The sequence below is a fragment of the Kitasatospora sp. NPDC048722 genome (genome assembly GCF_040650235.1).
GTDB lineage: Bacteria > Actinomycetota > Actinomycetes > Streptomycetales > Streptomycetaceae > Kitasatospora.
This window is the reverse complement of sequence record NZ_JBEZGX010000018.1, coordinates 42,595-65,270: the sequence shown is the minus strand read 5'-3', so window position 1 is coordinate 65,270 and position 22,676 is coordinate 42,595. Positions and strand designations below refer to the sequence as shown.

Here is a 22,676-nt window from a genome sequence, read left to right as displayed (position 1 = left end):
TCACTAATCTGGACGATATCCTGGGCCGGTTTGTGAACGCAAGCGTTCCTTAAGGGTGGTGGCAATGGATCATTCGGTGCGACGCCAGGTGACGGACCGGTCGGTCGGCCCGGCCCCGGAGGGAGCGGCGGTGCCGCCGGCGCGGTCGGCGTCCGGCCCGCCGGCCCTGTGCCGGGTGCGGGTGGCCACCGAGGTCCTCACCCGGCCGGTGCGCCGCCGCGGGAAGGAACTGGAGAACGCGATCTTCGCGGCCACGCTCGACCAGCTCACCTCCGGCGGGTTCGCGCGGCTGACGATGGAGGGCGTCGCCGCTGCGGCGCGGACCGGCAAGGCCGCGCTCTACCGGCGCTGGGCCTCCAAGGTCGAACTCGTCGTGGACGCCCTGGACTCCACTCTCCCACGGCCGAACGGCGTCCCCGACCTCGGGTCCACCCGCGGCGAACTCCTGCAGCTCATCGAGGTGTTCGCGGGTGCGATGAACTCGCGCGAGGGCAGCGCCCTGCAGGCGCTGATGGGGGAGCTCGACCACGAACAGGCACAGCTGTTCAAGGACTTCATCGTGCAGCGGGTCGTCGCGCCGACCACCGGGACGATCCTCGACATCCTCCGCCGCGGCGCGGAGCGCGGCGAGGTCCGCCCCGGGGCCGTCGCGCCGATGGTCGCGGACGTCGCCCCGGCGATGCTGCTCTACCAGGTCAAGATCTGCGGGCGCGAGCACATCCCGCCCGACTACGCCGTCCGCCTGGTCGACGACGTGCTGATGCCGATGATCAGGGCCTGAGGCGCGGCGGGCCGGTGCCCCGTCGGTGACCGAAGTGGCCTCGCGGTCCCCCCTCCGGCGTGGCGCGGGGCACCTCGGCGACGGGCTTAGGCTGGAACTGCCCCAGCTGAACGGGCCGCCCAGCCGAACGGAGCCTGTGATGCCCATCGTCCCGCCGACGCACTCCGTCGAGCGCTCGCTCCGCCGGGCCGGCGCCAAGGTCGTCGTCGGACTGGACGAGGTCGGGCGCGGCGCCTGGGCCGGACCGGTCACCGTCGGCGCGGCCGTGACCGGACTGCGCCGGCCGCCGGAGGGGCTCACCGACTCCAAGCTGCTCACCGAGCTGCGCCGCCGCGCGCTCGCACCGGTCCTCGCCGACTGGGTCACCGCGTACGCGCTCGGCCACGCCTCGCCGCAGGAGTGCGACGAGCTCGGCATGACCGCCGCCCTGCGCCTGGCCGCCGTCCGCGCCCTGGAGGCACTGCCGGTCGAGCCCGACGCGGTGATCCTCGACGGCAAGCACGACTACCTCGGCGGCCCCTGGCGGGTGCGCACGGTGATCAAGGGTGACCAGTCCTGCATCTGCGTCTCCGCCGCCTCCGTCCTCGCGAAGGTGCACCGGGACGGGATGATGGCCGAACTCGGCGAGCAGCACTCCGCGTACGGCTTCGCCGACAACGCCGGCTACCCGTCCCCGGTGCACCGCGCCGCGCTGGAGGAGCTCGGGCCTACCGAACACCACCGGCTCTCCTGGGCGTACTTGGACGCACTGCCGAAGTGGCGCCACCTGAAGCGGATCCGACCGGGTCTGGAGGCGGCCGAAGGCTCCGCCGACGAACAGTTGACGCTCGGTTTCTGACGTTCCGTCTGGAATTGCCCCGGGTGGGTCCGGCAACGGCTTGGTGCTCAATGGGTGGGGCGCCCGTGCGCGTTCGACCGGCATTTGATAGATATCCGGGTATGCCTGTCTTCCCCGAGGAGCCGGAGATTCACGAGAGCCTCCCGGGCCCCGGCGTTCCCTTCCCCCGAGAGTCGGACGCACAAGCCCTCCGCGCGCCTGCCACCGGCAGCGCGCCCGCCACCGCACCCACCACCGTCGCCGCGCCCGCCCCGGTGCCCGGCCCGCGCCCGGCACCGCCGCGTCCGGCACCGCCGGGCGCCGGCCGGCCCGGTCCGCAGCCCCGCCCGGTGCCCAAGCCCGGTCCGGCACCGCGCCGTCCGGCCCCGACCGCACCGCAGATCGAGGTCCGGCGGGTCGCGGCCACTGCGGCCGAGGCGCTGGAGCGCGCCGACGAGGCGGTCGACCAGCTGCTCGACGCCGGGCGCAGCCCGGGCGAGATCCTGGTGCTGACGGTCGGCGAGGCGCACCCGTGGCAGCAGCACGAACTCTCCTTCGGCAAGGAGCGCTACTGGGCGCAACTCTCCGAGGGCGGGGACGTGTTCTACGCGGACGCCCTGCTCACCCGCCCGGCCCGCCGCGAGGTGGTCGTCCTGGTCGCCAACGGCGGACCGGCCGCCCGGGCCGCGGAGGCGTACGCCGCGGCGCTCGGCCACGCGTCCGTGCTGCTCGTGGTCTGCGGCGACGCGGGCCCGGCCGCCGCGGGTGCCGCCGGAGCGGTGCCCGGTCGTCCGGTCAGCGCCTGAGCCGACGGTCCCTCCCGGGCCCGGTGCCGTACGGTGCCGGGCCCGCGGGCCGTCGTACCCTGCCGCCGTCCGTGGCCGGCCCGGGAGGCCGTGGGGCGGCGGGGCTCTGGAGCCCACGGCGGCTGCTCGGAAGCCCGTGGCGCTCGTGGAGCCCGTGGAGCCCGTAGCCCGTGGAGTTCGTGGAGAACCGGGGGCTCAGCGGGTCCCGGTGCGGCGGGCCGGTTGGACCGCGGAGACCCTGGCGGGCGTCCAGGGCCGCTCGGACGCCTGGCGCAGCGCGCGTCGGGCGCCCGGGGTGTCCAGGGCCGTGCGCGGGGGCAGCTCCGTCACGGTGTGGACCGGTCCGTCCGCCCACGAACCCGCGTGCGGATTGCGGCCCTGTCGCCCGTCCCCGAGGATCTGCCAGCCGGCCGGGGTCAGCCCGATATAGGAGCCGCAGCGCAGTCCGTGCAGGACGGCCGCGTCCCGCAGCGCCCACATCCAGGCCCCGTCCTGCTCGGTCCAGCCCGGGGCGCCCTCGCGGCAGCGCAGAAGCACCGCGGTGCGGGTCGGCACGGGCTGGCGCAGGTCGTGCGGAGTGATCTGGCGCAGGTACGCGAGCAGGGCGTTTCGGTGCTGCCAGCCGTCCGTGTCGTGCGGCCAGGGAGTGAACGAGGCCGAGGCGCTCAGGTGGTGCACCGCGTCGAGGACGGCGACCACGACCGTGCCCGGCTGGGGCAGGTGGCGCTGGTGCAGCTCCAGGACGAAGTCGCGCGGATCGCGCAGCAACGGGATCCCCGAGGCGGTCCAGGTCTCCAGGTCCAGCAGCCGTCTGGGTGCCGAACTCCGGGCGAGGGGAGACTGACCTCGGCCGATACCGTTGATCACGATCCTCCTTCCCGACCCACGGGCACGCGGGTACCTGCGTACGCCGAAGGCAGGGTCCACCGGACCGGGTTTCGGGTACCCGACAATTCTCGTGGCATCGGGGGCGGAGCGGCAACGATGAAATGATGAACGCCGCCCGAAAGTCCACGTTCTGCCGGATATATTCCACCGTGGCGCAAGCGGTACTCAGGCATCTCCGCAGCCCGGCGAGGGCCAGGGTGAACGGCCCGCGAACCGGGTTCCGCAATGTCATCGCCCCTCTCCCGTCATCGGCCCTGCGCGGGAGCCCCGTCGATGTGATCTCTCCCTCCTTTAGGCCATTCGAGTGAGTCGGTCCGAACGGACGGCTCACCTCCGTCCGGGTGTGCGGCCCGGGTGCGCGGCCCGCCGCCCGGGCCGCGCGGATCAGGCCTGCACGGCCAGCACCAGGGGCAGCACCGCGCTCGCCCCGGCGCGGCGCAGCAGGCGCGCGGCGACGGTGACCGTCCAGCCCGAGTCGACGAGGTCGTCCACCAGCAGCACCGGACCGCCCGCGGCGGCCACCGCCTGTGCCAACTCGGGCGGCAGGACCAGCGCTTCGGCCACCGAGCGCAGCCGCTGCGCGCTGTTGCTGCGGGCGCCGTGCGGGGGTCGCCCGTCGGCGTACTCGATCCGCCCGAGCAGCGGCAGCCGCCCGATCTCGGCGATCCGCGCGCCGAGCGTGCCGACCAGCTGGGGGCGGGTCGAGGAGGCCATGGTCACCACCCCGGCCGGCCGCTCCAGCCGGGTGCCGTCCCCCGAGGCGGGCCCGGCCCAGCCGCCCGGCCCGCGCGCCCAGTCGGCGAGCACCGTCACGAGGGCGTCCACCGCCTCACCGGGGACGGGCACGTCCGGCGCCTGCTCGGCGAGCAGGCCGCGCAGCCGGGTGCCCCAGCCGATGTCGGACAGCCGGCCGAGCGCCCGGCCCGGCTCGGCCTGCTCCCCGGCCGGGATGCGCCCCTTGAGCGACACGCCGACGGCTTCCATACCGGTGGGCCACAGCCGGCGCGGCTCGAAGCCGACCCCGGGGCGGCCGAGCGCGGCGCGGGCGGCCTCCAGCGTGGCGTCCGACACCTCCGGGGTGTGCAGCGGCCCGGCGCAGTTGTCGCACCGCCCGCACGGCGCGGCCTTCTCGTCGTCCAGCTGCCGCCGCAGGAACTCCATCCGGCAGCCGGTGGCCGCCGCGTACTCGCGCATCGCGCGCTGCTCGGCCTCGCGGGAGGCCGCGACCTTGGCGTAGCGGGCGGTGTCGTACTCCCAGCTCTGCCCGGTGGCCGTCCAGCCGCCCTTGACCCGGCGGACGGCCCCGTCCACGTCGAGCACCTTGAGCATGGTCTCCAGCCGGGTGCGGCGCAGGTCCACCCGGGGCTCCAGAGCGGCCGTGGACAGCGGGCGGCCGGCCTCGGCGAGGGCGTCGATCGTGCGGCGCACCTGCTCCTCCGGCGGGAAGGCCAGCGAGGCGAAGTAGCGCCAGATCGCCTCGTCCTCGCGACCGGGCAGGAGCAGCACCTCGGCCCGGTCGACGCCGCGCCCGGCCCGGCCGACCTGCTGGTAGTAGGCGATCGGGGAGCTGGGCGAGCCCAGGTGCACCACGAAGCCGAGGTCGGGCTTGTCGAAGCCCATGCCGAGCGCGGAGGTGGCGACCAGCGCCTTGACCCGGTTGGCCAGCAGGTCGGCCTCGGCGGTGCGGCGTTCGGCGTCCTCGGTGCGGCCGGAGTAGGAGGCCACGGCGAAGCCGCGCTCGCGCAGGAAGGCGGTGACCTCCTCGGCGGCGGCCACCGTCAGGGTGTAGACGATGCCCGAGCCCGGCAGGCGGTCGAGGTGGTCGGCCAGCCAGGCGAGCCGGTGCGCAGGGTCGGGCAGGGCCAGCACGCCGAGGGTGAGGCTCTCCCGGTCGAGCGGGCCGCGCAGCACCAGGGCGTGCTCGTCGGCGGTGCCGGTGCCGAGCTGCTCGGCGACGTCGGCGGTGACCCGGGCGTTGGCCGTGGCGGTGGTGGCCAGTACCGGGACCCGGGGCGGGAGGTCGGCGAGCATGGTGCGCAGCCGGCGGTAGTCGGGACGGAAGTCGTGGCCCCAGTCGGAGATGCAGTGCGCCTCGTCGACCACGAGCAGGCCGGTGGAGGCGGCGAGCTTGGGGAGCACCTGGTCGCGGAAGTCGGGGTTGTTCAGCCGCTCCGGGCTGACCAGCAGGACGTCCACCTGCCCGGCCGCGACCTCGGCCTGGATCGCGTCCCACTCCTCGGTGTTGGCCGAGTTGATGGTGCGCGCGTGGATGCCGGCCCGGGCCGCGGAGTCGACCTGGTTGCGCATCAGGGCGAGCAGCGGCGAGACGATCACCGTGGGCCCGGCGCCCCGGGCGCGCAGCAGGGCGGTGGCGATGAAGTAGACGGCGGACTTGCCCCAGCCGGTGCGCTGCACGACCAGGGCCCGGCGGTGGTCGACCACCAGGGCCTCGATGGCCGTCCACTGGTCGTCGCGCAGGGCGGCGCCGGGGCCGGCCAGCTCGCGCAGGACGGCCTCGGCCCGCGCCCTGACCTCGGCGCGGTCGGTGGCGGTGGCGGTGGTGTGGATCTCGTGCGGCTGCATGGCGTCCATGTAACCCCGAGGCGCCGACAACGGGCGAATGCCGGGGCGGGTGAGAAAGGTGGAGCAGGAGTGTATGTCATCCGATCTTCGGCTGAACGGCAGTCAAATATCGCTCGGGAGGGTGACGATGGCGTGCTCCGAACGAGGGAGGCGGAATTTCCGCCCGGAGTTGTCCACAGGAAAAAACAAAAGTCAGCCGGGGATTTCGGGGCGCGGCACTCTTCCCGTCATGAACGCCACGAACAACGACAGCGCCAGGAACGACGGCGACGGGACGAGCGAGGGCCACGCCATGAACAACGACAACGCCATGAACAACGGCAACACCATGAACAGCGACAACGCCGTCAACAACGGCAACACCATGAACAGCGACGCCGCGACGAAGGGCGACGACAGGGTGAACGGGGACAACGTGACGCTCTCCCTGGGCCCCGCTTCGGGCCACCGGCCGGTGACGATGCGCGGCCCGGCCGACATGGCCGAGTTGCTGCCCTACCTCCTGGGCTTCTTCCCCGACGACAGCATCGTCGCCGTCGGCCTGCACGGTCCCGACCTCCACCAGGGCGGGGTGCTCCGGGCGGACGTCCCCGCGTCCCGCGCGCAGTGGCCGGCCGCGGCGGAGGAGACAGCCGCCCTCCTGGTCGACGTCTCGGAACAGCGCGGCAGCCGCCCGGTCCAGGTGCTCCTCTACCTCTGCCAGGATCCCGTCCCTGGGCACGGGCCGTCGGTGGTGGACGGCCTGCGGCCGCTGGCGGACGGCCTCCGGGCCGCGTTCGCCCGCCGGGGCGTGCCGGTCAAGGAGTCGCTGTGCGTCTCGGACGGCCGATGGTGGTCCTTCCTCTGCCGCCGGGAGGGTTGCTGCGACCCGGCGGGGAACCCGATCCGACACGCCCCCGCCCCGGGGCCGGCCGCCGCCGCGGCGACGTTCGCGGGCCTCGCCCCGCGCGGCAGCCGGAAGGCGATCATCGCGGGGCTGGCCCCGATCGGCCCGCCGGGCGCAGACGCCCAGCGGGCGGCCCTCGCACGGGTCGGGACGGCCGATCCGTCGGCGCCGGGGATCGCCCTGCTCGACCAGGCCTTCGCCGAGTTCGCGGCCGGTGCCCGCGAGCTCGACGAGGACCGGACGGCACGGCTGCTGCTCGCCCTGCGGGACCGGCACACCCGGGACCGCGGCGCCGAGTACGTCCGGCCCGCCGAGCTGGCGCCCGCCGAGCGGCTCTGGCGCTTCCTCGCCCGGCGGGCCGTGCCGCCGCACGAGAGCTGCGCGGTCGCCCCGCTGACCCTGTTGGCCTGGGCGTCCTGGGTCGCGGGGGACACCGCGACGGCCCGGGTCGTGCTCGGCCGCGCCCTCGACCTCGACCCGTCCTACCTGCTGGCCGATCTGCTGCACGAGTCGCTCAACGACGGCATGACCCCGGAGGCGCTGCTCGCGGCCGTCGAGGGCCAGCGGCTCCGCCGGGAGGCGAAGCGGGCGAAGGAGGCGAACGACGAGAACGGGGCGAAGGAGGAGAGGAAGGTGCCGGAGCCGGCCGACGAGGAGAGCGACGGCCCGGCCGCCGAGCCGGGTGGGGCGCCGGACGAGACGCCGGGCGAGACGCCGGACGGATCCCGGGATGGGGCACCCGGGCGGGGGAAGGCCAGGCGCAGGCGTCGGGGCGGTCGTCGGTCGGGCGCGGCCGCAGGTCCGGGGACGGCGGGCGGTGTTCCCGGTGGGCCTGCCCAGGCCCTGCCGGAGGCGGACGGCCCCGAGCCGGTCGCCCTGCTCGCGGAGCCGGGCCGCCGCCCGGGGGAGCGCTCCGACGCGAGCTTGCGGCTGGGCCGCGGCCGGGCGTGCGCCGGGACGGCGGTACCGCTCGGGAACGGGGCGCACCGCTGCACCGGGAGGTCGACCAGGGGAGCCCGTCGTGCGCGCTGACGTCCACGTCCGCCCGCTCCGGGCTCCCCGGGCCGGGCCGGGCTACAGCTCGCCGTGCGCCATCTTGATCAGGTGGTCCAGTACCTTGCCGCCGCTCACCCGCAGGCCGTCGTGCTCCCACTCGTTGGTGATCCAGGTCCGCAGGCCGCGCACCGCGCGGGCGGTCTCCAGCGAGTCGGCGGTGTCCACGTACATGTCGTCGTGGTACACGGCCGCCACGACGGGCACCTCGTTGGCGGCGAGCCGCTGCGGGTCGTAGAGGTCGGGCCAGTCGGTCCGGGCGGCCAGCAGCTCCGCGGCCTCCTTCAGCGGCCGCAGCGCCGGGTCGGTGTCGAACATCCAGGGGTAGATCATCTCCCCGGTGAACAGCACGGGGGCCTCCGTGTCCAGCGCGGACCGGGCGTCGAACCCGGGGAACTCCTTGCGGAGCCGCTCGGCCGACCACGCGGTTCCGCCCGGGTCCACCGACCGCTGGCCGTAGATCGACTCGTGCAGCACGGCGTACAGCGGACCCTCGGCGAAGGAGATCCTGGCCTGGACGCCGTACAGGAAGGTGTCGGAGAGCTCGGGCCCGTCCGGGCCCTCCACCCAGGCCTCCTCCAGCAGGTAGTGCAGGGAGCCGGAGCCGCTGCCGCCGCCCAGCATCATCCCGAGGGACTGGAAGGCCTCGACGGTGAGCAGGCCGCCGTCGGGCAGCGCCGCCGGGGCGGCGGCGAGGTGCGCGGCGATCCGCCGCACCGCTTCGACGTCCTGCGGGAACCGCTCGTAGTGCCCTTCGTTCTTGCGGACCACCCGCGGGTAGGCGGCCCGGTAGACGTCGTCCGCCGAGCTCCGCATGCCGGCGAGGCCGCCGGTGATGAAGGCCTCCGTCAGGCCCTCGGGGGCGATCGAGAGGTAGGTGAGGGTGCAGAAGCCGCCGAAGCTCTGGCCGAGCACGCTCCAGCGCCGGTCCGCGCCGAGCAGGTGGCGGCGGATCAGCTCGGCGTCGCGCACGATCGAGTCCGCGCGGAAGTGCGCCAGGTAGTCCGCCTGCTCCCGGGCGCCGCCGCGCCGGGCGAGGGTCCGGCGGGTCGCGGGCGTCGAACGCCCGGTGCCGCGCTGGTCGAGCAGGAGCACCCGGTAGTCGTCCAGGGCCCGCTCCAGCCACGCGTCCCGGCCGAGCGGGCGGGCCGCCTTGCCACCCGGGCCGCCCTGGAGGAAGAGCAGCCACGGCAGGTCGTCCCGCTCGCGGCCGGCGGCCACCACCTCGCGCGCGTACACCGAGATCCGCTCGCCCTCGGGGGCGGCGTGGTCCAGCGGGAGCTGGAAGACGTGATCGGTCGTGACAATCCCGGGCAGCCGGCTGGCGGTGGACATACAACTCCTCGGTCTCTGCAGGTCACAGCGGTCACGTCGCCGTTCACGGTGTCACCGGGTGCGGGCGCCGCGACACCCGCACCGTATCCTGGCCGCCGTCGGGCACCGGTTCGACGGTCGTGCTCCTCCCCCGGGGCGCGCCCGGGACCGGCCGCCGCCGGGGACACGCGGTCCGCTGCTGGGCCCGCGGTGACGGCACCACATGCCGTCCGGGCGTGACCTGGGGCCGGTGTGCGGCGTTGACTCCGGGGGCCCTGTGCCCACACCGCCGCGGGATCCGCGCCGTGCCGGCGCCCCGAGCGCCGGACCGCGAGCGGGCCGCACACGGCACCGCGACCGGCCGCAGTGCGCGAGCGGCCGAACGGGGCGACGGGCCGCGGGGATGTGGCGACACCGGCCCGCCGGTGCGCGAGGCCTGACGGCGGGCCGGGCACACCGACGTGCCCGGCGCGACGACCCGGCGCGCGGGTACCGGCCCGGTACCGCGCACCGCATGGCACGACCCGGCACCGGGTACGGCCAGACACGGCAGAACCGCCGACGGGACACCCCGCCGGCCCGGCACCATCAGCACGCGATCGAGCATGCTCGCGGCCCGCCGGCCTGACCCGGCCACCGGACCGCCGAGGGGAGGAGAGTCCGGTGACCGCCATGAGGCCGCTCCAGGCCGCGCCGGCCGAGAGCGTGGTCGGCGCGCCGCGACCGGTCGGCCGACCCGACCAGGTCCCGGCCGGCCCGCCCCGGCCGCAGCCCGCCGCCGTCCACCACGCGGTGCTCTGCGTCAAGGCCCCCGGGATGGCCGCCTCCGGGCCGGACGGCCAGCTGCGCGGGCACGGGCTGCACGGCCTCTACCGCAACGGCGTCCGGGTCGTCGCGCGGATGGAGCTGCGCCTCGGCGGCATGGAGCCGTTGCCCCTCCAGGGCACCCAGACGAGCGCCGCCGAGGCCCGGTTCCTCGGTGCCGTCCGGCTCCCCGGCGACCTCGATCCGGACCCGGCGCTCACCGTGGAACGGCTGCGCCACGCGGACGGCGTGGAGACGGTGATCGTGCGCAACACGGGAGCCCGGCCCGCCCGGCTCCCGCTGGAGATCGCGCTCGGCACCGACCTCGGCCCGGTCGGCGAGATCGCCGCCGGGCACCGTCCGCCGGACCTGCCGGGCCAGGTGCAGTCCGCAGGCCTGCGCTGGGCCGGCCCCGCGCACAGCGCGGTGGTGTCCGCGAAGCCGTCCCCGCACGCCGTCCTCGCCGGTGCCGGGGTGCTCCGCTGGGACCTGGAGGTGCAGCCGGGCGCCCGCTGGTCGGTCGAGCTCCGTGCCGAGCTGGAGAGCACCGTGCCCGGCGCGCGTCCGCCGGGCGGTCGTGGCACGGGCGTCCCGCTGCCCTGGTCCGAACCGGAGGTCCGCGCCGACGACGGCCGGGCGGCGCCGCTGGTCACCCGCTCCCTCGACGCCCTCGGCGGCCTGCTCTTCGCCGACCCGGACCGACCGACCGACCTCTACCCGGCCTCCGGTGCGCCCTGGCGCTTCGGCCTCGCCCCGGCCGACGCGCTGTGGGCCGCCCGGCTGACCCTCCCGCTCGGCACCCGGCTCGCCGCCGGCACCCTGCGGGCGCTGGCCCGGCGCCAGCAGCTCACCCCGGCGCCCGGCCGCACCGCGGGGCTGCTGCCCGGCGCCCTGCGACACGGCGGCCCCGAGCTCCCGCCCACCTGCACCGCGACCGAGGCCACCCTGTTGTTCGTCACGGTGCTGGCCGAAGCCTGGCGCTGGGGCCTGCCGAGGGCCGAGGTCGCGGACCTGCTCCCGGCCGCCGAACGGGCCCTCGGCGCCCTCCGCGACGGTCTGGTCGACGGCTTCGTCACCGACCTGAGCCGTCCGGCCGAGGACCGCGCCGCCCACCCGGTGGCCGCCCGCGCCGAGGTACAGGCGCAGGCGCACCGCGCCGCCCTGCACGGAGCCGAGCTCCTGGAGGCCTTCGGCCGCCCCGGCGCCGAGGAGTGGCGCGGCTGGGCCGCCGGGCTGCGCGGGCGCTTCCGCGAGCGGTTCTGGATCGACGACCTCTCCGGCGGGCGCCCCGCCGCGGGCCTGGCCCCGGGCGGGCAGCCGCTCCCGGCCGTCGCCTCCTCCCTCGTCCACCTGCTCGACACCGGCCTCGCGGTCGACGGCGGCCGCCACGAGAGCCTGTTGGACCGCGAGCAGACGCGGCTGCTCGCCCAGCGACTCGTTGCGCCGGAGCTGGACAGCGGCTGGGGCCTGCGCACCCTGAGCGCCAAGTCACCGCGCTTCAACCCGCTGGGCCACCGGGGTGGTGCCGTGCGGGTGCACGAGACCGCCCTCGCGATCGCCGGGCTCGCCGAGGCCGGCCACGAGAACGAGGCCGGCACCCTGCTGGAGGGCCTGCTCGCTGCGGCCACCCACTTCGAGGGCCGCGTGCCCGAGATGTACGCCGGCGAGCAGCGGATCCCCGGCTGCCCGCCCGTCCCGCACCCGGCCGCGTGCCGTCCGGCGGCGGTCTCGGCCGCCGGGGCCGCCCACGCGGTCTTCGCCCTCGCCGGGGTCCGCCCGGACGTCCCCGGCGGCCGGGTCAAGGTCCGCCCGGCGAGCACGGCCCCGCTCGGCGAGCTGGAGCTGACCAACCTGCGGGTGTCCGGGGAGCGCTTCTCCGTCCGGGTGAGCCGCATCGGCGTGGCCATGGTCGAGGAGGCGCCCGCTGACCTCCAGCTCGTGGCGCGCTGACCCTGCCCGGGCCCGCCCTTCGGGCCATGGGCACGGGTTGTACACGGGCCTGTGCTTATCGTCAGAGAGACGACTATGATCGTCGCCATGTCGCGCTATGACCCGTCGGCCTTTCCCCCGTTCGCAGTCACCGTCGATCTGGTGGTGCTGACGGTGCGCGACCATGAGCTGTGCGCCCTGCTGGTGAGACGGGGCGAGCCCCCGTTCCAGGGGTACTGGGCGCTGCCCGGCGGGTTCGTGCGGCCGGACGAGGGCCTGGCCGAGGCGGCCTCCCGCGAGCTGGCCGAGGAGACCGGGCTGCGGGCGCACTCCGCCCCCGGCCACGACGCCGTCGGCCCGGGCGCGGCCGGTGCCCACCTGGAACAACTGGCCACCTACGGTCACCCGCAGCGCGACCCCCGCATGCGGGTGGTCAGCGTCGCGTACCTCGTCCTCGCTCCCGACCTGCCGACGCCGCGGGCCGGCGGGGACGCCAGCAGCGCCCGCTGGGCGCCGGTCGCCGAGCTGCTCGGGCAGAGCCCGGCCGACGGGGTGCCGCTCGCCTTCGACCACGGGCTGATCCTGGCCGACGGGGTCGAGCGCGCCCGCTCCAAGATCGAGTACTCCTCGCTCGCCACCGCCTTCTGTCCGGCCGAGTTCACCGTCGGCGAGCTGCGGAGGGTCTACGAGGCCGTCTGGGGGGTGGTCCTGGATCCGCGGAACTTCCATCGCAAGGTCACCGGCACCCCCGGCTTCCTGCTGCCCTCCGGCGGCACGACGACCCGTCAGGGCGGGCGCCCGGCCCAGTTGTTCACCGCGGGCGGTGCGACGGTGCTCAACCCGCCCATGCTCCGCCCGGAGTCCTGAGACCGCGCGGCCCGTCCCCAGCCCGCTCGGCCCGTCCCCAGCCCGCCCAGCCCGCCCGGCCCGCCGGGGAATCGCAGGATCGGATTGTCCCCTGATCGGGTGAGGTGGGCGGCCCGCGGGCCCGCGCCGCTCCCGTAATGCCCGGAATCTCCTCCGCCGACCCCTAATGTGCTGGCGCGGGGCCGGTCGAGGGCATGGGAGCAGGCAGCGATGATCCAGATCACCGGACTGACCAAGGTCCGCGGCAACGGCGCTCCGCCGGACTTGCTGGACCTGACCTTCGACGCCAGACCCGGCCTCGTGACGGCGCTGCTCGGCCCCGAGGGCGCCGGCAAGTCCACCGCGCTGCGGCTGATGGTCGAACTCGACCGCGGCCAGGGCGTCACGCTCTTCCACGGCCGCACCTACCGCCGCCTGCGCCGCCCCGAGCGCGAGGTCGGCGTGCTGCTGCAGGGGCCGGGGGAGGGGAGCGCGGCCGTGGCCGGGCACCCGGGCCGCACGGCGCGCGGTCAGCTGCGGATGCTCGCCGCGGCCGTCGGCGTCCCCGCCCGGCGAGCCGACGACCTGCTGGGGCAGACCCGGCTGGCCACCGTCGCCGGGCAGCGGCTGCGCACCTTCTCGCCCGGCATGCACCGGCGGCTGGCGCTCGCGGCCGCGCTGCTGGGCGACCCCGGCGCGCTGCTCCTGGACGCGCCGACCGAGGGCCTGTCCCCACGCAACGTGGAGTGGTTCCACTCCTTCCTGCGCTCGTTCGCGGTCGCGGGCGGGACTGTCCTGGTGACCACCCGCACCCCGCAGGAGGCGTCCCGGCTGGCCGACCGCGTGATCACGCTGGACCAGGGCCGGCTGGTGGCCGACCAGCCGGTGACCGAGTTCCGCCGCACCCGGCTCAGCCCCGAAGTGGCCGTCCGCGGACCGCAGATGGCGCGTCTGGCCGACCTCCTGGTGAGTCGGGGCGCCCAGGTGCGCCGGGACGGCGGCGCCGGTCTCGCCGTGGCGGGCATCGGGCGCACCGAGATCGGCGAACTCGCCTACCGGCACGGCATCCTCCTGCACGAACTGGCGGACCGCGTGGTCGAGCAGCCCGCCCCGAGGGCAGTCCTGCCGACCGCCTCCGGCCGCTCCGGCCAGATCCACGTCCAGCCGAGGTCCGCCGAGGAGCGCAAGCCCGTCGCACAGCCGCAGTCGTCGGCCGGATCTGCCGGACCTGCAGATCCGGCAGATCCGGCGGAACCGGCCGAGTCGATCAAGCCGATCGCCCCGAGGCCCCAGGGCGACGCCGCCCTGCCCACCCGGGCCCTGCCCGTCACCTCCGTCGCGACCGCCCTCTCCGCCCTCGCCGGGGCCACTCGTGAGCGGTCGGCCGAGCCCCTGCGCGCGCACGACCCCTCGGACGAGTCCGGAGCAGAGTCCGAGCCCGCACCGGAGCCCGTGCCCCGCCCCGCCCTGGTGCCCAAACCCGAGCTCCGTTCCGCCGACAGCACCGCGACGACCGTGGCCGTGGACCGCCTCTTCAGAGCCGCTCCGGCCGCTCCGGCCGCCGGCGTGCTGTCGGACGACACCGTCCGGCTCGGCCGCGTGACGCCCAAGGCACCCCCGGCCGCTCCCGTCACGCCCACCAGCTCCACCACCTCCACGACCACCTCCGCCACCCCCGCCGACCCCCGGAGCGAGTGAACCGTGCGCGTCCTGGCCTACGAGCTGCGCCGGCTGCGCGGCCTCCGTTCCACCTGGCTGCTCCTCGCCGCCGTGCTGCTCTGCGACGCCGTCGTGGCCGCCGTCCTGGCGGGCCAGCGACCGGAGGGCCCGCTGCCCGGCCCGGCCGGGGTGCGGCTGCTGACCGCGGCCTTCCCGCTGCTCCCGCTGCCGTTCGCGGCGCTCGGGGCCGGACTGCTGGGCGCCCTCGCGTACGGGCACGAGGTCCGCTTCCCGGGGCTGCCGGCCTCGTGCGTGTCGTATCCGCGTCGGGTCCGGCTGCTGGTGGCCAAGCTGCTGGTGATCGGCCCGGTGGCGGGGCTGCTGGCGCTGGCCACCCTGCTGGTGGACACGGTCGCCGTGCACTTCGCGCTGCCCACCGGGGTGACGGTGGCGGCCTGGGCGGACCCGTCCGCGCTGTCCGGGCGGGTGTCCGGGGCGCTGGCCTCGGCCGGGCTGTCCGGGCTCGCCGACCTGCCGGGAGCGTTCGGGCCGGTGGCCCTGGTCGCCGGGCACGGCGTTCCGGGCGCCCTGTTGGCCTTCGTCCTGCTGACGGTCGTGGCGGGCTGGACCGGCGTCCTGACGGCCTCGCTCACCCGCAGCGCCGTCGCCGGCGTGCTCGTGCTGTGCGCGCTGCCGCCGCTGCTGGAGTCGGGCGTGGCGCTCCTGCTGCGGCAGACCGGCACGCCGTGGCCGACCCGGGCGGCCGAACTGCTGCCGTTCCAGTCCGGCGTCGAATGGGCGTACGGGTGGGTTTACGGCGGAGACCGGCGGGTGGCGCCCGGGGGCGCCGCGCTGACGGACCCGGCGCTCCTCGCGGCGGTGGCCGCCCCGGCGGCCGTCCTGCTGGTGGCGGCCCTGGTGGTCCAGGCCCGGCGTCGCGCGCTGTGATTCCCGGGCCGCCGCCCCGAAGCACCAAGATCGACCAGCAGTGACCGCAATGCGCGGTTCTTCCTGATAAGAAGTCAATTATCCAGTCACGGCCGATCACCCTTTCGTGTGCTTTTCACGAGAATTCTCAAGCTGCGCCTGCCGATCGCCGACAAAGGACCTGTGAGTACCCTTGCGCACCCCACCATGACCCCCGCCCGTTCCGCCGAAGGGCCCATCCACGGCCCCGGTGATCTGGACCGCTTCTCGTACGCTGACCGGCCGACCCCGCCGGCGCCCCGCTGGGAGGGCGCCGAGTCCGAGCTCGCCCGGGTCGGCCGCAAGACCACCAGCAGCCGCGGCCGCGGTCTGCACGGCCAGCTGGTCCAGCAGCTCGGCCAGATGATCGTCTCCGGCGACCTCGGCGCCGACCGCCCGCTGGTGCCCGAGGAGATCGGCCAGCGCTTCGAGGTCTCCCGCACGGTCGTCCGCGAGTCGCTGCGCGTGCTGGAGGCCAAGGGCCTGGTCAGCGCCCGGCCGAACGTCGGCACCCGGGTCCGTCCGGTCGGCGACTGGAACCTGCTCGACCCGGACATCATCGAGTGGCGCGCCTTCGGCCCCCAGCGGGACGAGCAGCGCCGGGAGCTCTTCGAGCTGCGCTGGGCCATCGAGCCCCTGGCCGCCCGGCTGGCCGCCGGCCACGGCCGCGAGGACGTCCAGCAGCGCCTGGTCGAGCTGGTCGAGATCATGGGTCACGCCGCCTCCCAGGCCGACCTCTCGACCTACACGCGGGCCGACGCCGAACTGCACGGCCTCGTGCTGCAGATGGCCGGGAACCGGATGCTGGAGCACCTCTCGGGGATCGTCTCCTGCGCGCTCCAGGTCTCGGGCGGCCCGGCGACCTCCTGCGAGCGCCCCTCCGAGGCCTCGGTCAACCTGCACTCCCGGCTGGTGGACGCGCTCGGCACCGGCGACGGCACCGCGGGCGAGGCCGCGATGCGGGCGCTGCTCACCGTCCACCCCGAGATCGAGCCGTCCGTCCCGGCCCCCCGGGAGCACTGAACGGTCTGGTTCGGTCCGCCCGCCCACGGCCCTCCGGCCGCACCGCCCGGTGCAGCCGGAGGGCCGTTCTGCCAGGTGCGGGGGGCCTCCCGACGGAGAGGCCGGGGCGGCTCCGGGTCGGTTGGGCATGTGCATGGCGGCGGATTCCGGTGCGAGTGCGCGATGATGGAGTCCGGCCCCGGGCCGCGGGCGCCTGAGCGGTGTGACCCGCGACACGAAGGCCATGCGTAACACTTGACGAGTAGCAGCGATGTGTCCTGAGCGGAAGCAGCTCCGGAATACTCCAGCACGCCACGTGGCTGTGTTGGTCCGCGGCGCTGCTGCCGTCCTGCAAACCCAGTCCTCAAGCCCGAGTCGGTCGGAATCGACACCGCGCGTCCGACGCGCGATCTCCTTCCCCGCCCGCTCGGGCGGCCGGTACGGGTTCGAGTCCACTCATCGTCCGAGAGGTTGTTCGTGTCGGCCAGCACATCCCGTTCGCTTCCCCCCGAGATCGCCGAGTCCGCGGCTCTGCTGGCGCTCATCGAGCGGGGCAAGGCCCAGGGGCAGATCGCCGGTGACGACGTGCGCCAGGCGTTCGAGGCGGACCAGATCCCGGTCACCAAGTGGAAGAACGTCATGCGCAGCCTCAATCAGGTGCTGATTGAGGAGGGGGTGGACCTCATGGTGAGCGCGGCCGAGCCGGCCGGTGCCAAGCGCAAGAGCGTTGCCGCCAAGAGCCCCACGAAGCGCACCGCCACCAAGGCTGTCACCACCCGGACCCCGGCCGCCCCGTCGGCCCCGACCAAGCCGCCCGTGCGCATCGCGCCCGGCGCCCCCGTCGCGGCCCCGGCCGTGGCGGCCGCCGCCGCGCCCGCGCCGACCGTGTCCGCCGAGATCACCGCCGAGCAGTCGACCACGGCCGTGACCGAGGTGAAGGCGGCGCCGGCGAAGAAGGCCGTCGCCAAGAAGGCCGTGGCCAAGAAGGCCGCCGCGCCCGCCAAGAAGACCGCCGCCAAGAAGACCACCGCGGCCAAGGCCGCCAAGGGCGGCGAGGAGGAGCTCCTCGGCGAGGAGGAGCTGCTCGAGGACGTCGCGCTGCCCGGTGACAAGGCCGAGGCCGAGGCCACCGGTCCCGAGGAGGAGTCGGAGGGCTTCGTCCTCTCCGACGACGACGAGGACGACGCGCCGGCCCAGCAGGTCGCCGTCGCCGGTGCCACCGCCGACCCGGTCAAGGACTACCTGAAGCAGATCGGCAAGGTCCCGCTGCTCAACGCCGAGCAGGAGGTCGAGCTCGCCAAGCGCATCGAGGCCGGTCTGTTCGCCGAGGACAAGCTCTCGGCCGCCGACAAGCTCGCCCCCAAGCTCAAGCGCGAGCTGGAGATCATCGCCGAGGACGGCCGCCGTGCCAAGAACCACCTGCTGGAGGCCAACCTCCGCCTCGTGGTCTCGCTGGCCAAGCGCTACACCGGCCGCGGCATGCTGTTCCTGGACCTGATCCAGGAGGGCAACCTCGGTCTGATCCGCGCGGTCGAGAAGTTCGACTACACCAAGGGCTACAAGTTCTCCACCTACGCCACGTGGTGGATCCGCCAGGCGATCACCCGCGCCATGGCCGACCAGGCCCGCACCATCCGCATCCCGGTGCACATGGTCGAGGTCATCAACAAGCTGGCCCGCGTCCAGCGCCAGATGCTCCAGGACCTGGGCCGCGAGCCCACCCCGGAGGAGCTGGCCAAGGAACTCGACATGACCCCCGAGAAGGTCATCGAGGTCCAGAAGTACGGCCGCGAGCCGATCTCGCTGCACACCCCGCTCGGCGAGGACGGCGACAGCGAGTTCGGCGACCTCATCGAGGACTCCGAGGCGGTCGTGCCGGCCGACGCGGTCTCCTTCACCCTGCTCCAGGAGCAGCTGCACTCGGTGCTGGACACCCTGTCCGAGCGCGAGGCCGGCGTCGTGTCGATGCGCTTCGGCCTGACGGACGGTCAGCCGAAGACCCTCGACGAGATCGGCAAGGTGTACGGGGTCACCCGTGAGCGCATCCGCCAGATCGAGTCGAAGACCATGTCGAAGCTGCGCCACCCGTCGCGCTCCCAGGTGCTGCGCGACTACCTGGACTGATCCGGCGCCGCGCGCGGGCACCTGCGCGCGAGCACTCACGAGAAGGCCCGGAGCCCACGGCTCCGGGCCTTCTCGGCCGTCCGGAGGGGGTTCGTCACCGTCCGAGTGGTGCTTGTCGCTCGTCCGGGTGGCCGTCCGGCGGGAAGCGGTCGCACAGTGTAGCCGGTCACCTACGCTGTGCCGGTTGCCTGCTGCCGAGCCACCTGGAGAAACGGTGCTGCCCAACCCGGACCGCGCGGACCTGACGACCGCCGCCCCGCCCCCGGCGTCCCCGGCCGCCGCCCGGCCGGGCCGCCGAAAGCGCGCCGCGGTGCTGGCGCTGCTGGCGGCCGTGCCCGTCCCGCTGGCGGCCCTCGGCACCGCCGCGCCCGCCGAGGCCCAGCGACGGGTGGTCGGCGGCGGGGTGGCGAGCACCGCGGACCACCCGTGGATGGTGGCGCTGGCCAGTCGCCAGCAGTTCGGATCCGGGCGCTCCGGGCAGTTCTGCGGGGGAGCCCTGGTCACCCCGACCAAGGTCGTGACGGCCGCGCACTGCTTCTTCGACGAGCCCAAGGGCGTCCGGGTGGACCGGCCGGGCCTCAAGGTGATCGTCGGCCGGGACGACATGCGTGGCACGGCCGGATACGAGGTGCCGGTCAAGAAGGTCTGGATCCACCCCGACTACAGCTGGTCCGCCAACATGAACGACGTGGCCGTGGTAACGCTCGGTGAGTCGCAGGGCCCGCGGCCGGTGATCGACCTGCTCGGCCAGGGCGAGACCGAGCCGTACGCGGCCGGGACCAGGGCGCAGGTGTACGGCTGGGGCGACACCACCGGGCGCGGCGACTACTCGGCCCCGCTGCGCACGGTGGACGTGCCGGTCGTCGCGGACCAGGTGTGTGCGCGCGACTACCCGGGCGGGCCGGACGGGAAGTTCGACGCCCGGGCGATGGTGTGCGCGGGCGAGGAGGAACAGGGCGGCAAGGACGCCTGTCAGGGCGACAGCGGCGGTCCGCTGGTGATCGGCGGGCGCCTGGCCGGCCTGGTGTCCTGGGGGACGGGCTGCGCGGAGGCGCACCACCCAGGGGTCTACACGAGGATCGCCGCTCTCTCGGACGCGGTGCACTCGGCACTGTGACGGCGGAACGTGACCACTCGGTCACGTTCTGACGCCCCGTCGGAGGGGTGGCGTGCCTCGGGGAACAGCAGAGCCGGGCGATCGGCCCCGGAGGGGTCGATCGCCCGGCCCACCGGTCGCGCGCAGTGCGCGACCGGACACACAGCTCGACGCTGGTTGCTGGGTGGCGCCCGGGATCAGCGCTCGTCGTCGGTGGCCGTCACAGCGGTGGTGCTGCTCAGGCGACCGCTCTCGTCCTGTATCTCAACGGCGATCTTCTTGAGCTCCGGCTCGAACTTCCGGCCGTGGTGGGCGCAGAAGAGCAGCTCTCCGCCGCTGGCGAGTACGACGCGCAGGTAGGCCTGGGCGCCGCAGCGGTCGCAGCGGTCAGCCGCGGTCAGCGGGCTCGCAGGTGTCAGAACAGTAGTCACGTCGCCTCTTCTCTAGCTCGACGAGCTGTCGTACCAGGGTCAACATCCAACCAGGCCGAAAACGTTCCCGCTCGTGGCTTTTCTTCTCTGAGGATTCTGCTGTGTTGATGAGGACGTGCCCCGGGGGCCGGTGGTTCATGCGTACCGGATCCCAGGATCCGCCCGTCGCTCGAACGCCCGATCGGGACCGGGTGCGAGGTCCGCGTAGCATAATCCTCTGCCGGGTTGGAGCATAAGCCCCGTCCCAGGCCCCGGTAGCCTGCATAACGGCAGTTCCGGAGCCTGCGCCGGACCCCACGAACCGCCAGGACCGGTGGTACCGGGAGGAGATGGCGCCCGGGAACCCCGGACTCCGGCCCCGCCCTTGTTCGCGCAGCGCGTACAAGCTGCGCGGGCCCGGCCCGCCGTGCCGGGCACCCAGCGGAGGGGTGCGCACACGCGGGGCGACGGCTGTCGGTGCGGCGTGCTGCACTGGCGGACGGTCCGGACGCGTTCCGGATGTGACCGATGAGACAGAACTTCACCGAGGAGAGTGCCGCGTGAGTGCCGAAACGACCGTGCCGTCCGCACTGCTGGCCGGTGACGACGGCTCCAACTACACCGCTCGGCACCTGCTCGTCCTGGAGGGGCTGGAGGCGGTCCGCAAGCGCCCCGGCATGTACATCGGCTCGACCGACAGCCGCGGCCTGATGCACTGCCTGTGGGAGATCATCGACAACTCGGTCGACGAGGCCCTGGGCGGCCACTGCGACCGCATCGAGGTCCTCCTGCACCCCGACTCCTCGGTCGAGGTCCGCGACAACGGGCGCGGCATCCCGGTCGACGTCGAGCCCAAGACCGGGCTGTCCGGCGTCGAGGTCGTCATGACCAAGCTGCACGCCGGCGGCAAGTTCGGCGGCGGCTCCTACGCGGCCTCCGGCGGTCTGCACGGCGTCGGCGCCTCCGTCGTCAACGCCCTCTCGGCCCGCCTGGACGTCGAGGTCGACCGCAGCGGGCACACCCACGCGATGAGCTTCCGCCGCGGCACCCCCGGCATCTTCACCGAGGCCGGCCCCGACGCGCCCTTCGAGGCCGCCAACGGCATGACCAAGGCCCGCAAGGTGCCCAGGACCCGCACCGGCACCCGGATCCGCTACTGGGCCGACCGGCAGATCTTCCTCAAGGACGCCAGGCTCTCCCTGGAGAACCTGCACAACCGGGCCCGGCAGACCGCCTTCCTGGTCCCGGGTCTGACCATCGTCGTGCGTGACGAGCGGCTCACCGAGAGCGAGAAGGTCGAGGAGACGGTCTTCCGCTACGACGGCGGCATCGCCGAGTTCTGCGAGTTCCTGGCCCCCGACAAGCCGGTCTGCGACGTGCTGCGGCTGCGCGGCGAGGGCACCTTCAAGGAGACCGTGCCCGTCCTGGACGAGCTCGGCCACATGACGCCCACCGAGGTCACCCGCCACCTCGGCGTGGACATCGCGCTGCGCTGGGGCGCCGGCTACGACACCACCCTGCGCTCGTTCGTCAACATCATCGCCACCCCCAAGGGCGGCACCCACGTCACCGGCTTCGAGCGCTCGCTCGCCAAGACCGTCAACGAGGTGCTGCGCACCAGCAAGCTGCTGCGCGTGGCCGAGGACGACATCACCAAGGACGACGCCACCGAGGGCCTGACCGCCGTCGTCACCGTCCGCCTCGCCGAGCCGCAGTTCGAGGGCCAGACCAAGGAGGTCCTCGGCACCTCGGCGGCCAACCGGATCGTCGCCGCCGTCGTCGCCAAGGAACTCAAGGCCTTCCTCACCTCGGCCAGGAAGGACGACAAGCTCCAGGCCAGGGCCGTCCTGGAGAAGGTCGTCGCCGCCGCCCGCACCCGGGTCGCCGCGCGCCAGCACAAGGAGGCCCAGCGCCGCAAGACCGCGCTGGAGACCAGCTCGCTGCCCGCCAAGCTCGCCGACTGCCGCAGCGACGACGTCGAGCGCAGCGAGCTGTTCATCGTCGAGGGCGACTCCGCGCTCGGCACCGCCAAGCTCGCCCGCAACTCCGAGTTCCAGGCGCTGCTGCCGATCCGCGGCAAGATCCTCAACGTCCAGAAGGCCTCGGTGAGCGACATGCTCAAGAACGCCGAGTGCGCCGCGATCATCCAGGTGATAGGGGCCGGCTCCGGCCGCACCTTCGACATCGACCAGGCCCGCTACGGCCGCGTCATCTTCATGGCCGACGCCGACGTCGACGGCTCGCACATCCGCACCCTGCTGCTGACCCTCTTCCACCGCTACATGCGGCCGATGGTCGAGCAGGGCCGGGTGTTCGCCGCGGTGCCGCCGCTGCACCGCATCGAGCTCACCGCTCCCAAGCGCGGCCAGGAGAAGTACCACTACACCTACTCCGACGCCGAACTGCGCTCCACGCTGCTGGAGTTCCAGCGCAAGGGGATGCGCTGGAAGGAGCCGGTGCAGCGGTACAAGGGCCTCGGCGAGATGGACGCCGACCAGCTGGCCGAGACCACCATGGACCCGCGCCACCGCACGCTGCGCCGGATCAACCTGGGCGACCTGGAGCAGGCCGAGAAGATCTTCGACCTGCTGATGGGCAACGACGTCGCCCCGCGCAAGGAGTTCATCGTGGACTCGGCGGCCACCCTGGACCGCTCCCGCATCGACGCCTGACCGGCCCGCCCGCGCGAGGGCCCTCCACCCACGGGTGGAG

General features: G+C 74.5%; 16 protein-coding genes. 12 read left to right on the top strand and 4 right to left on the bottom strand.

Translation table 11 applies throughout. From position 1 onward, the window contains the following. Nucleotides 1–76 precede the first annotated feature (76 nt). From AB0C76_RS15825 to AB0C76_RS15815, 3 genes are all read left to right on the top strand, one after another. A complete protein-coding gene (locus AB0C76_RS15825) occupies nt 77–781 on the top strand; it encodes a TetR-like C-terminal domain-containing protein (protein WP_359964838.1) in 705 nt (234 codons plus the stop codon). 139 nt (nt 782–920) lie between these two features. Next, nucleotides 921–1,619, top strand: a complete 699-nt coding sequence (locus tag AB0C76_RS15820) for a ribonuclease HII (RefSeq protein ID WP_359964836.1) — start codon at nt 921–923, stop codon at nt 1,617–1,619. 329 nt (nt 1,620–1,948) lie between these two features. Beyond that, the gene (locus tag AB0C76_RS15815) at nt 1,949–2,404 is read left to right on the top strand and encodes a hypothetical protein (RefSeq protein ID WP_359964834.1); all 456 of its coding nucleotides are present in this window, start codon (nt 1,949–1,951) and stop codon (nt 2,402–2,404) included. A 195-nt stretch (nt 2,405–2,599) separates the two neighbouring features. Here AB0C76_RS15815 and AB0C76_RS15810 read toward each other — a convergent pair whose 3' ends face one another. Further along, nucleotides 2,600–3,271 (bottom strand): hypothetical protein, encoded by a 672-nt coding sequence (locus tag AB0C76_RS15810; RefSeq protein WP_359964832.1) that lies wholly within the window; start codon nt 3,269–3,271, stop codon nt 2,600–2,602. Between the two features lie 405 nt (nt 3,272–3,676). Next, a complete protein-coding gene (locus tag AB0C76_RS15805) occupies nt 3,677–5,875 on the bottom strand; it encodes a RecQ family ATP-dependent DNA helicase (RefSeq protein ID WP_359964943.1) in 2,199 nt (732 codons plus the stop codon). Between the two features lie 229 nt (nt 5,876–6,104). On the opposite strand from AB0C76_RS15805, the gene AB0C76_RS15800 reads away from it, so the two are divergent. Continuing rightward, entirely contained in the window at nt 6,105–7,793 is a 1,689-nt protein-coding gene (locus AB0C76_RS15800) for a DUF4192 domain-containing protein (protein ID WP_359964830.1), read from the top strand. Between the two features lie 42 nt (nt 7,794–7,835). Here the strand turns inward: AB0C76_RS15800 and AB0C76_RS15795 are convergent, their stop codons facing one another. Next, nucleotides 7,836–9,149, bottom strand: coding sequence for an alpha/beta fold hydrolase (locus AB0C76_RS15795; protein ID WP_359964828.1), 1,314 nt, complete (start codon nt 9,147–9,149; stop codon nt 7,836–7,838). A 651-nt stretch (nt 9,150–9,800) separates the two neighbouring features. On the opposite strand from AB0C76_RS15795, the gene AB0C76_RS15790 reads away from it, so the two are divergent. The 7 genes from AB0C76_RS15790 to AB0C76_RS15760 all read left to right on the top strand — a co-directional run bounded on the left by AB0C76_RS15790 (nt 9,801) and on the right by AB0C76_RS15760 (nt 19,575). Continuing rightward, the gene (locus AB0C76_RS15790) at nt 9,801–11,882 is read left to right on the top strand and encodes a glycogen debranching N-terminal domain-containing protein (protein WP_359964941.1); all 2,082 of its coding nucleotides are present in this window, start codon (nt 9,801–9,803) and stop codon (nt 11,880–11,882) included. A gap of 87 nt (nt 11,883–11,969) precedes the next feature. Beyond that, nucleotides 11,970–12,728, top strand: a complete 759-nt coding sequence (locus AB0C76_RS15785; protein ID WP_359964826.1) for an NUDIX domain-containing protein — start codon at nt 11,970–11,972, stop codon at nt 12,726–12,728. Nucleotides 12,729–12,938: 210 nt separating this feature from the next. After that, nucleotides 12,939–14,405, top strand: a complete 1,467-nt coding sequence (locus tag AB0C76_RS15780) for an ATP-binding cassette domain-containing protein (RefSeq protein WP_359964824.1) — start codon at nt 12,939–12,941, stop codon at nt 14,403–14,405. A 3-nt stretch (nt 14,406–14,408) separates the two neighbouring features. Then, nucleotides 14,409–15,314, top strand: coding sequence for a hypothetical protein (locus AB0C76_RS15775; RefSeq protein WP_359964822.1), 906 nt, complete (start codon nt 14,409–14,411; stop codon nt 15,312–15,314). A 162-nt stretch (nt 15,315–15,476) separates the two neighbouring features. Beyond that, complete coding sequence (locus AB0C76_RS15770) at nt 15,477–16,355, top strand: FadR/GntR family transcriptional regulator (RefSeq protein WP_359964820.1); 879 nt, start codon at nt 15,477–15,479, stop codon at nt 16,353–16,355. 450 nt (nt 16,356–16,805) lie between these two features. After that, nucleotides 16,806–18,458: an RNA polymerase sigma factor gene (locus tag AB0C76_RS15765; protein ID WP_359964818.1), complete on the top strand. Its 1,653-nt coding sequence runs from the start codon at nt 16,806–16,808 to the stop codon at nt 18,456–18,458. A gap of 214 nt (nt 18,459–18,672) precedes the next feature. Then, nucleotides 18,673–19,575, top strand: coding sequence for a serine protease (locus AB0C76_RS15760; protein WP_359964816.1), 903 nt, complete (start codon nt 18,673–18,675; stop codon nt 19,573–19,575). Between the two features lie 176 nt (nt 19,576–19,751). Here AB0C76_RS15760 and AB0C76_RS15755 read toward each other — a convergent pair whose 3' ends face one another. Then, the gene (locus tag AB0C76_RS15755; RefSeq protein ID WP_359964814.1) at nt 19,752–19,985 is read right to left on the bottom strand and encodes a hypothetical protein; all 234 of its coding nucleotides are present in this window, start codon (nt 19,983–19,985) and stop codon (nt 19,752–19,754) included. 539 nt (nt 19,986–20,524) lie between these two features. On the opposite strand from AB0C76_RS15755, the gene AB0C76_RS15750 reads away from it, so the two are divergent. Then, nucleotides 20,525–22,636 (top strand): DNA topoisomerase IV subunit B, encoded by a 2,112-nt coding sequence (locus AB0C76_RS15750; RefSeq protein WP_359964812.1) that lies wholly within the window; start codon nt 20,525–20,527, stop codon nt 22,634–22,636. Nucleotides 22,637–22,676: the final 40 nt, after the last annotated feature.

Coding starts and splice junctions, on each gene's coding strand:
- AB0C76_RS15820 (WP_359964836.1), top strand. CDS start 921: ATGCCCATCGTCCCGCCGACGCACTCCGTCGAGCGCTCGCTCCGCCGG.
- AB0C76_RS15795 (WP_359964828.1), bottom strand. CDS start 9,149: ATGTCCACCGCCAGCCGGCTGCCCGGGATTGTCACGACCGATCACGTC.
- AB0C76_RS15805 (WP_359964943.1), bottom strand. CDS start 5,875: ATGCAGCCGCACGAGATCCACACCACCGCCACCGCCACCGACCGCGCC.
- AB0C76_RS15790 (WP_359964941.1), top strand. CDS start 9,801: ATGAGGCCGCTCCAGGCCGCGCCGGCCGAGAGCGTGGTCGGCGCGCCG.
- AB0C76_RS15785 (WP_359964826.1), top strand. CDS start 11,970: ATGTCGCGCTATGACCCGTCGGCCTTTCCCCCGTTCGCAGTCACCGTC.
- AB0C76_RS15780 (WP_359964824.1), top strand. CDS start 12,939: ATGATCCAGATCACCGGACTGACCAAGGTCCGCGGCAACGGCGCTCCG.
- AB0C76_RS15800 (WP_359964830.1), top strand. CDS start 6,105: ATGAACGCCACGAACAACGACAGCGCCAGGAACGACGGCGACGGGACG.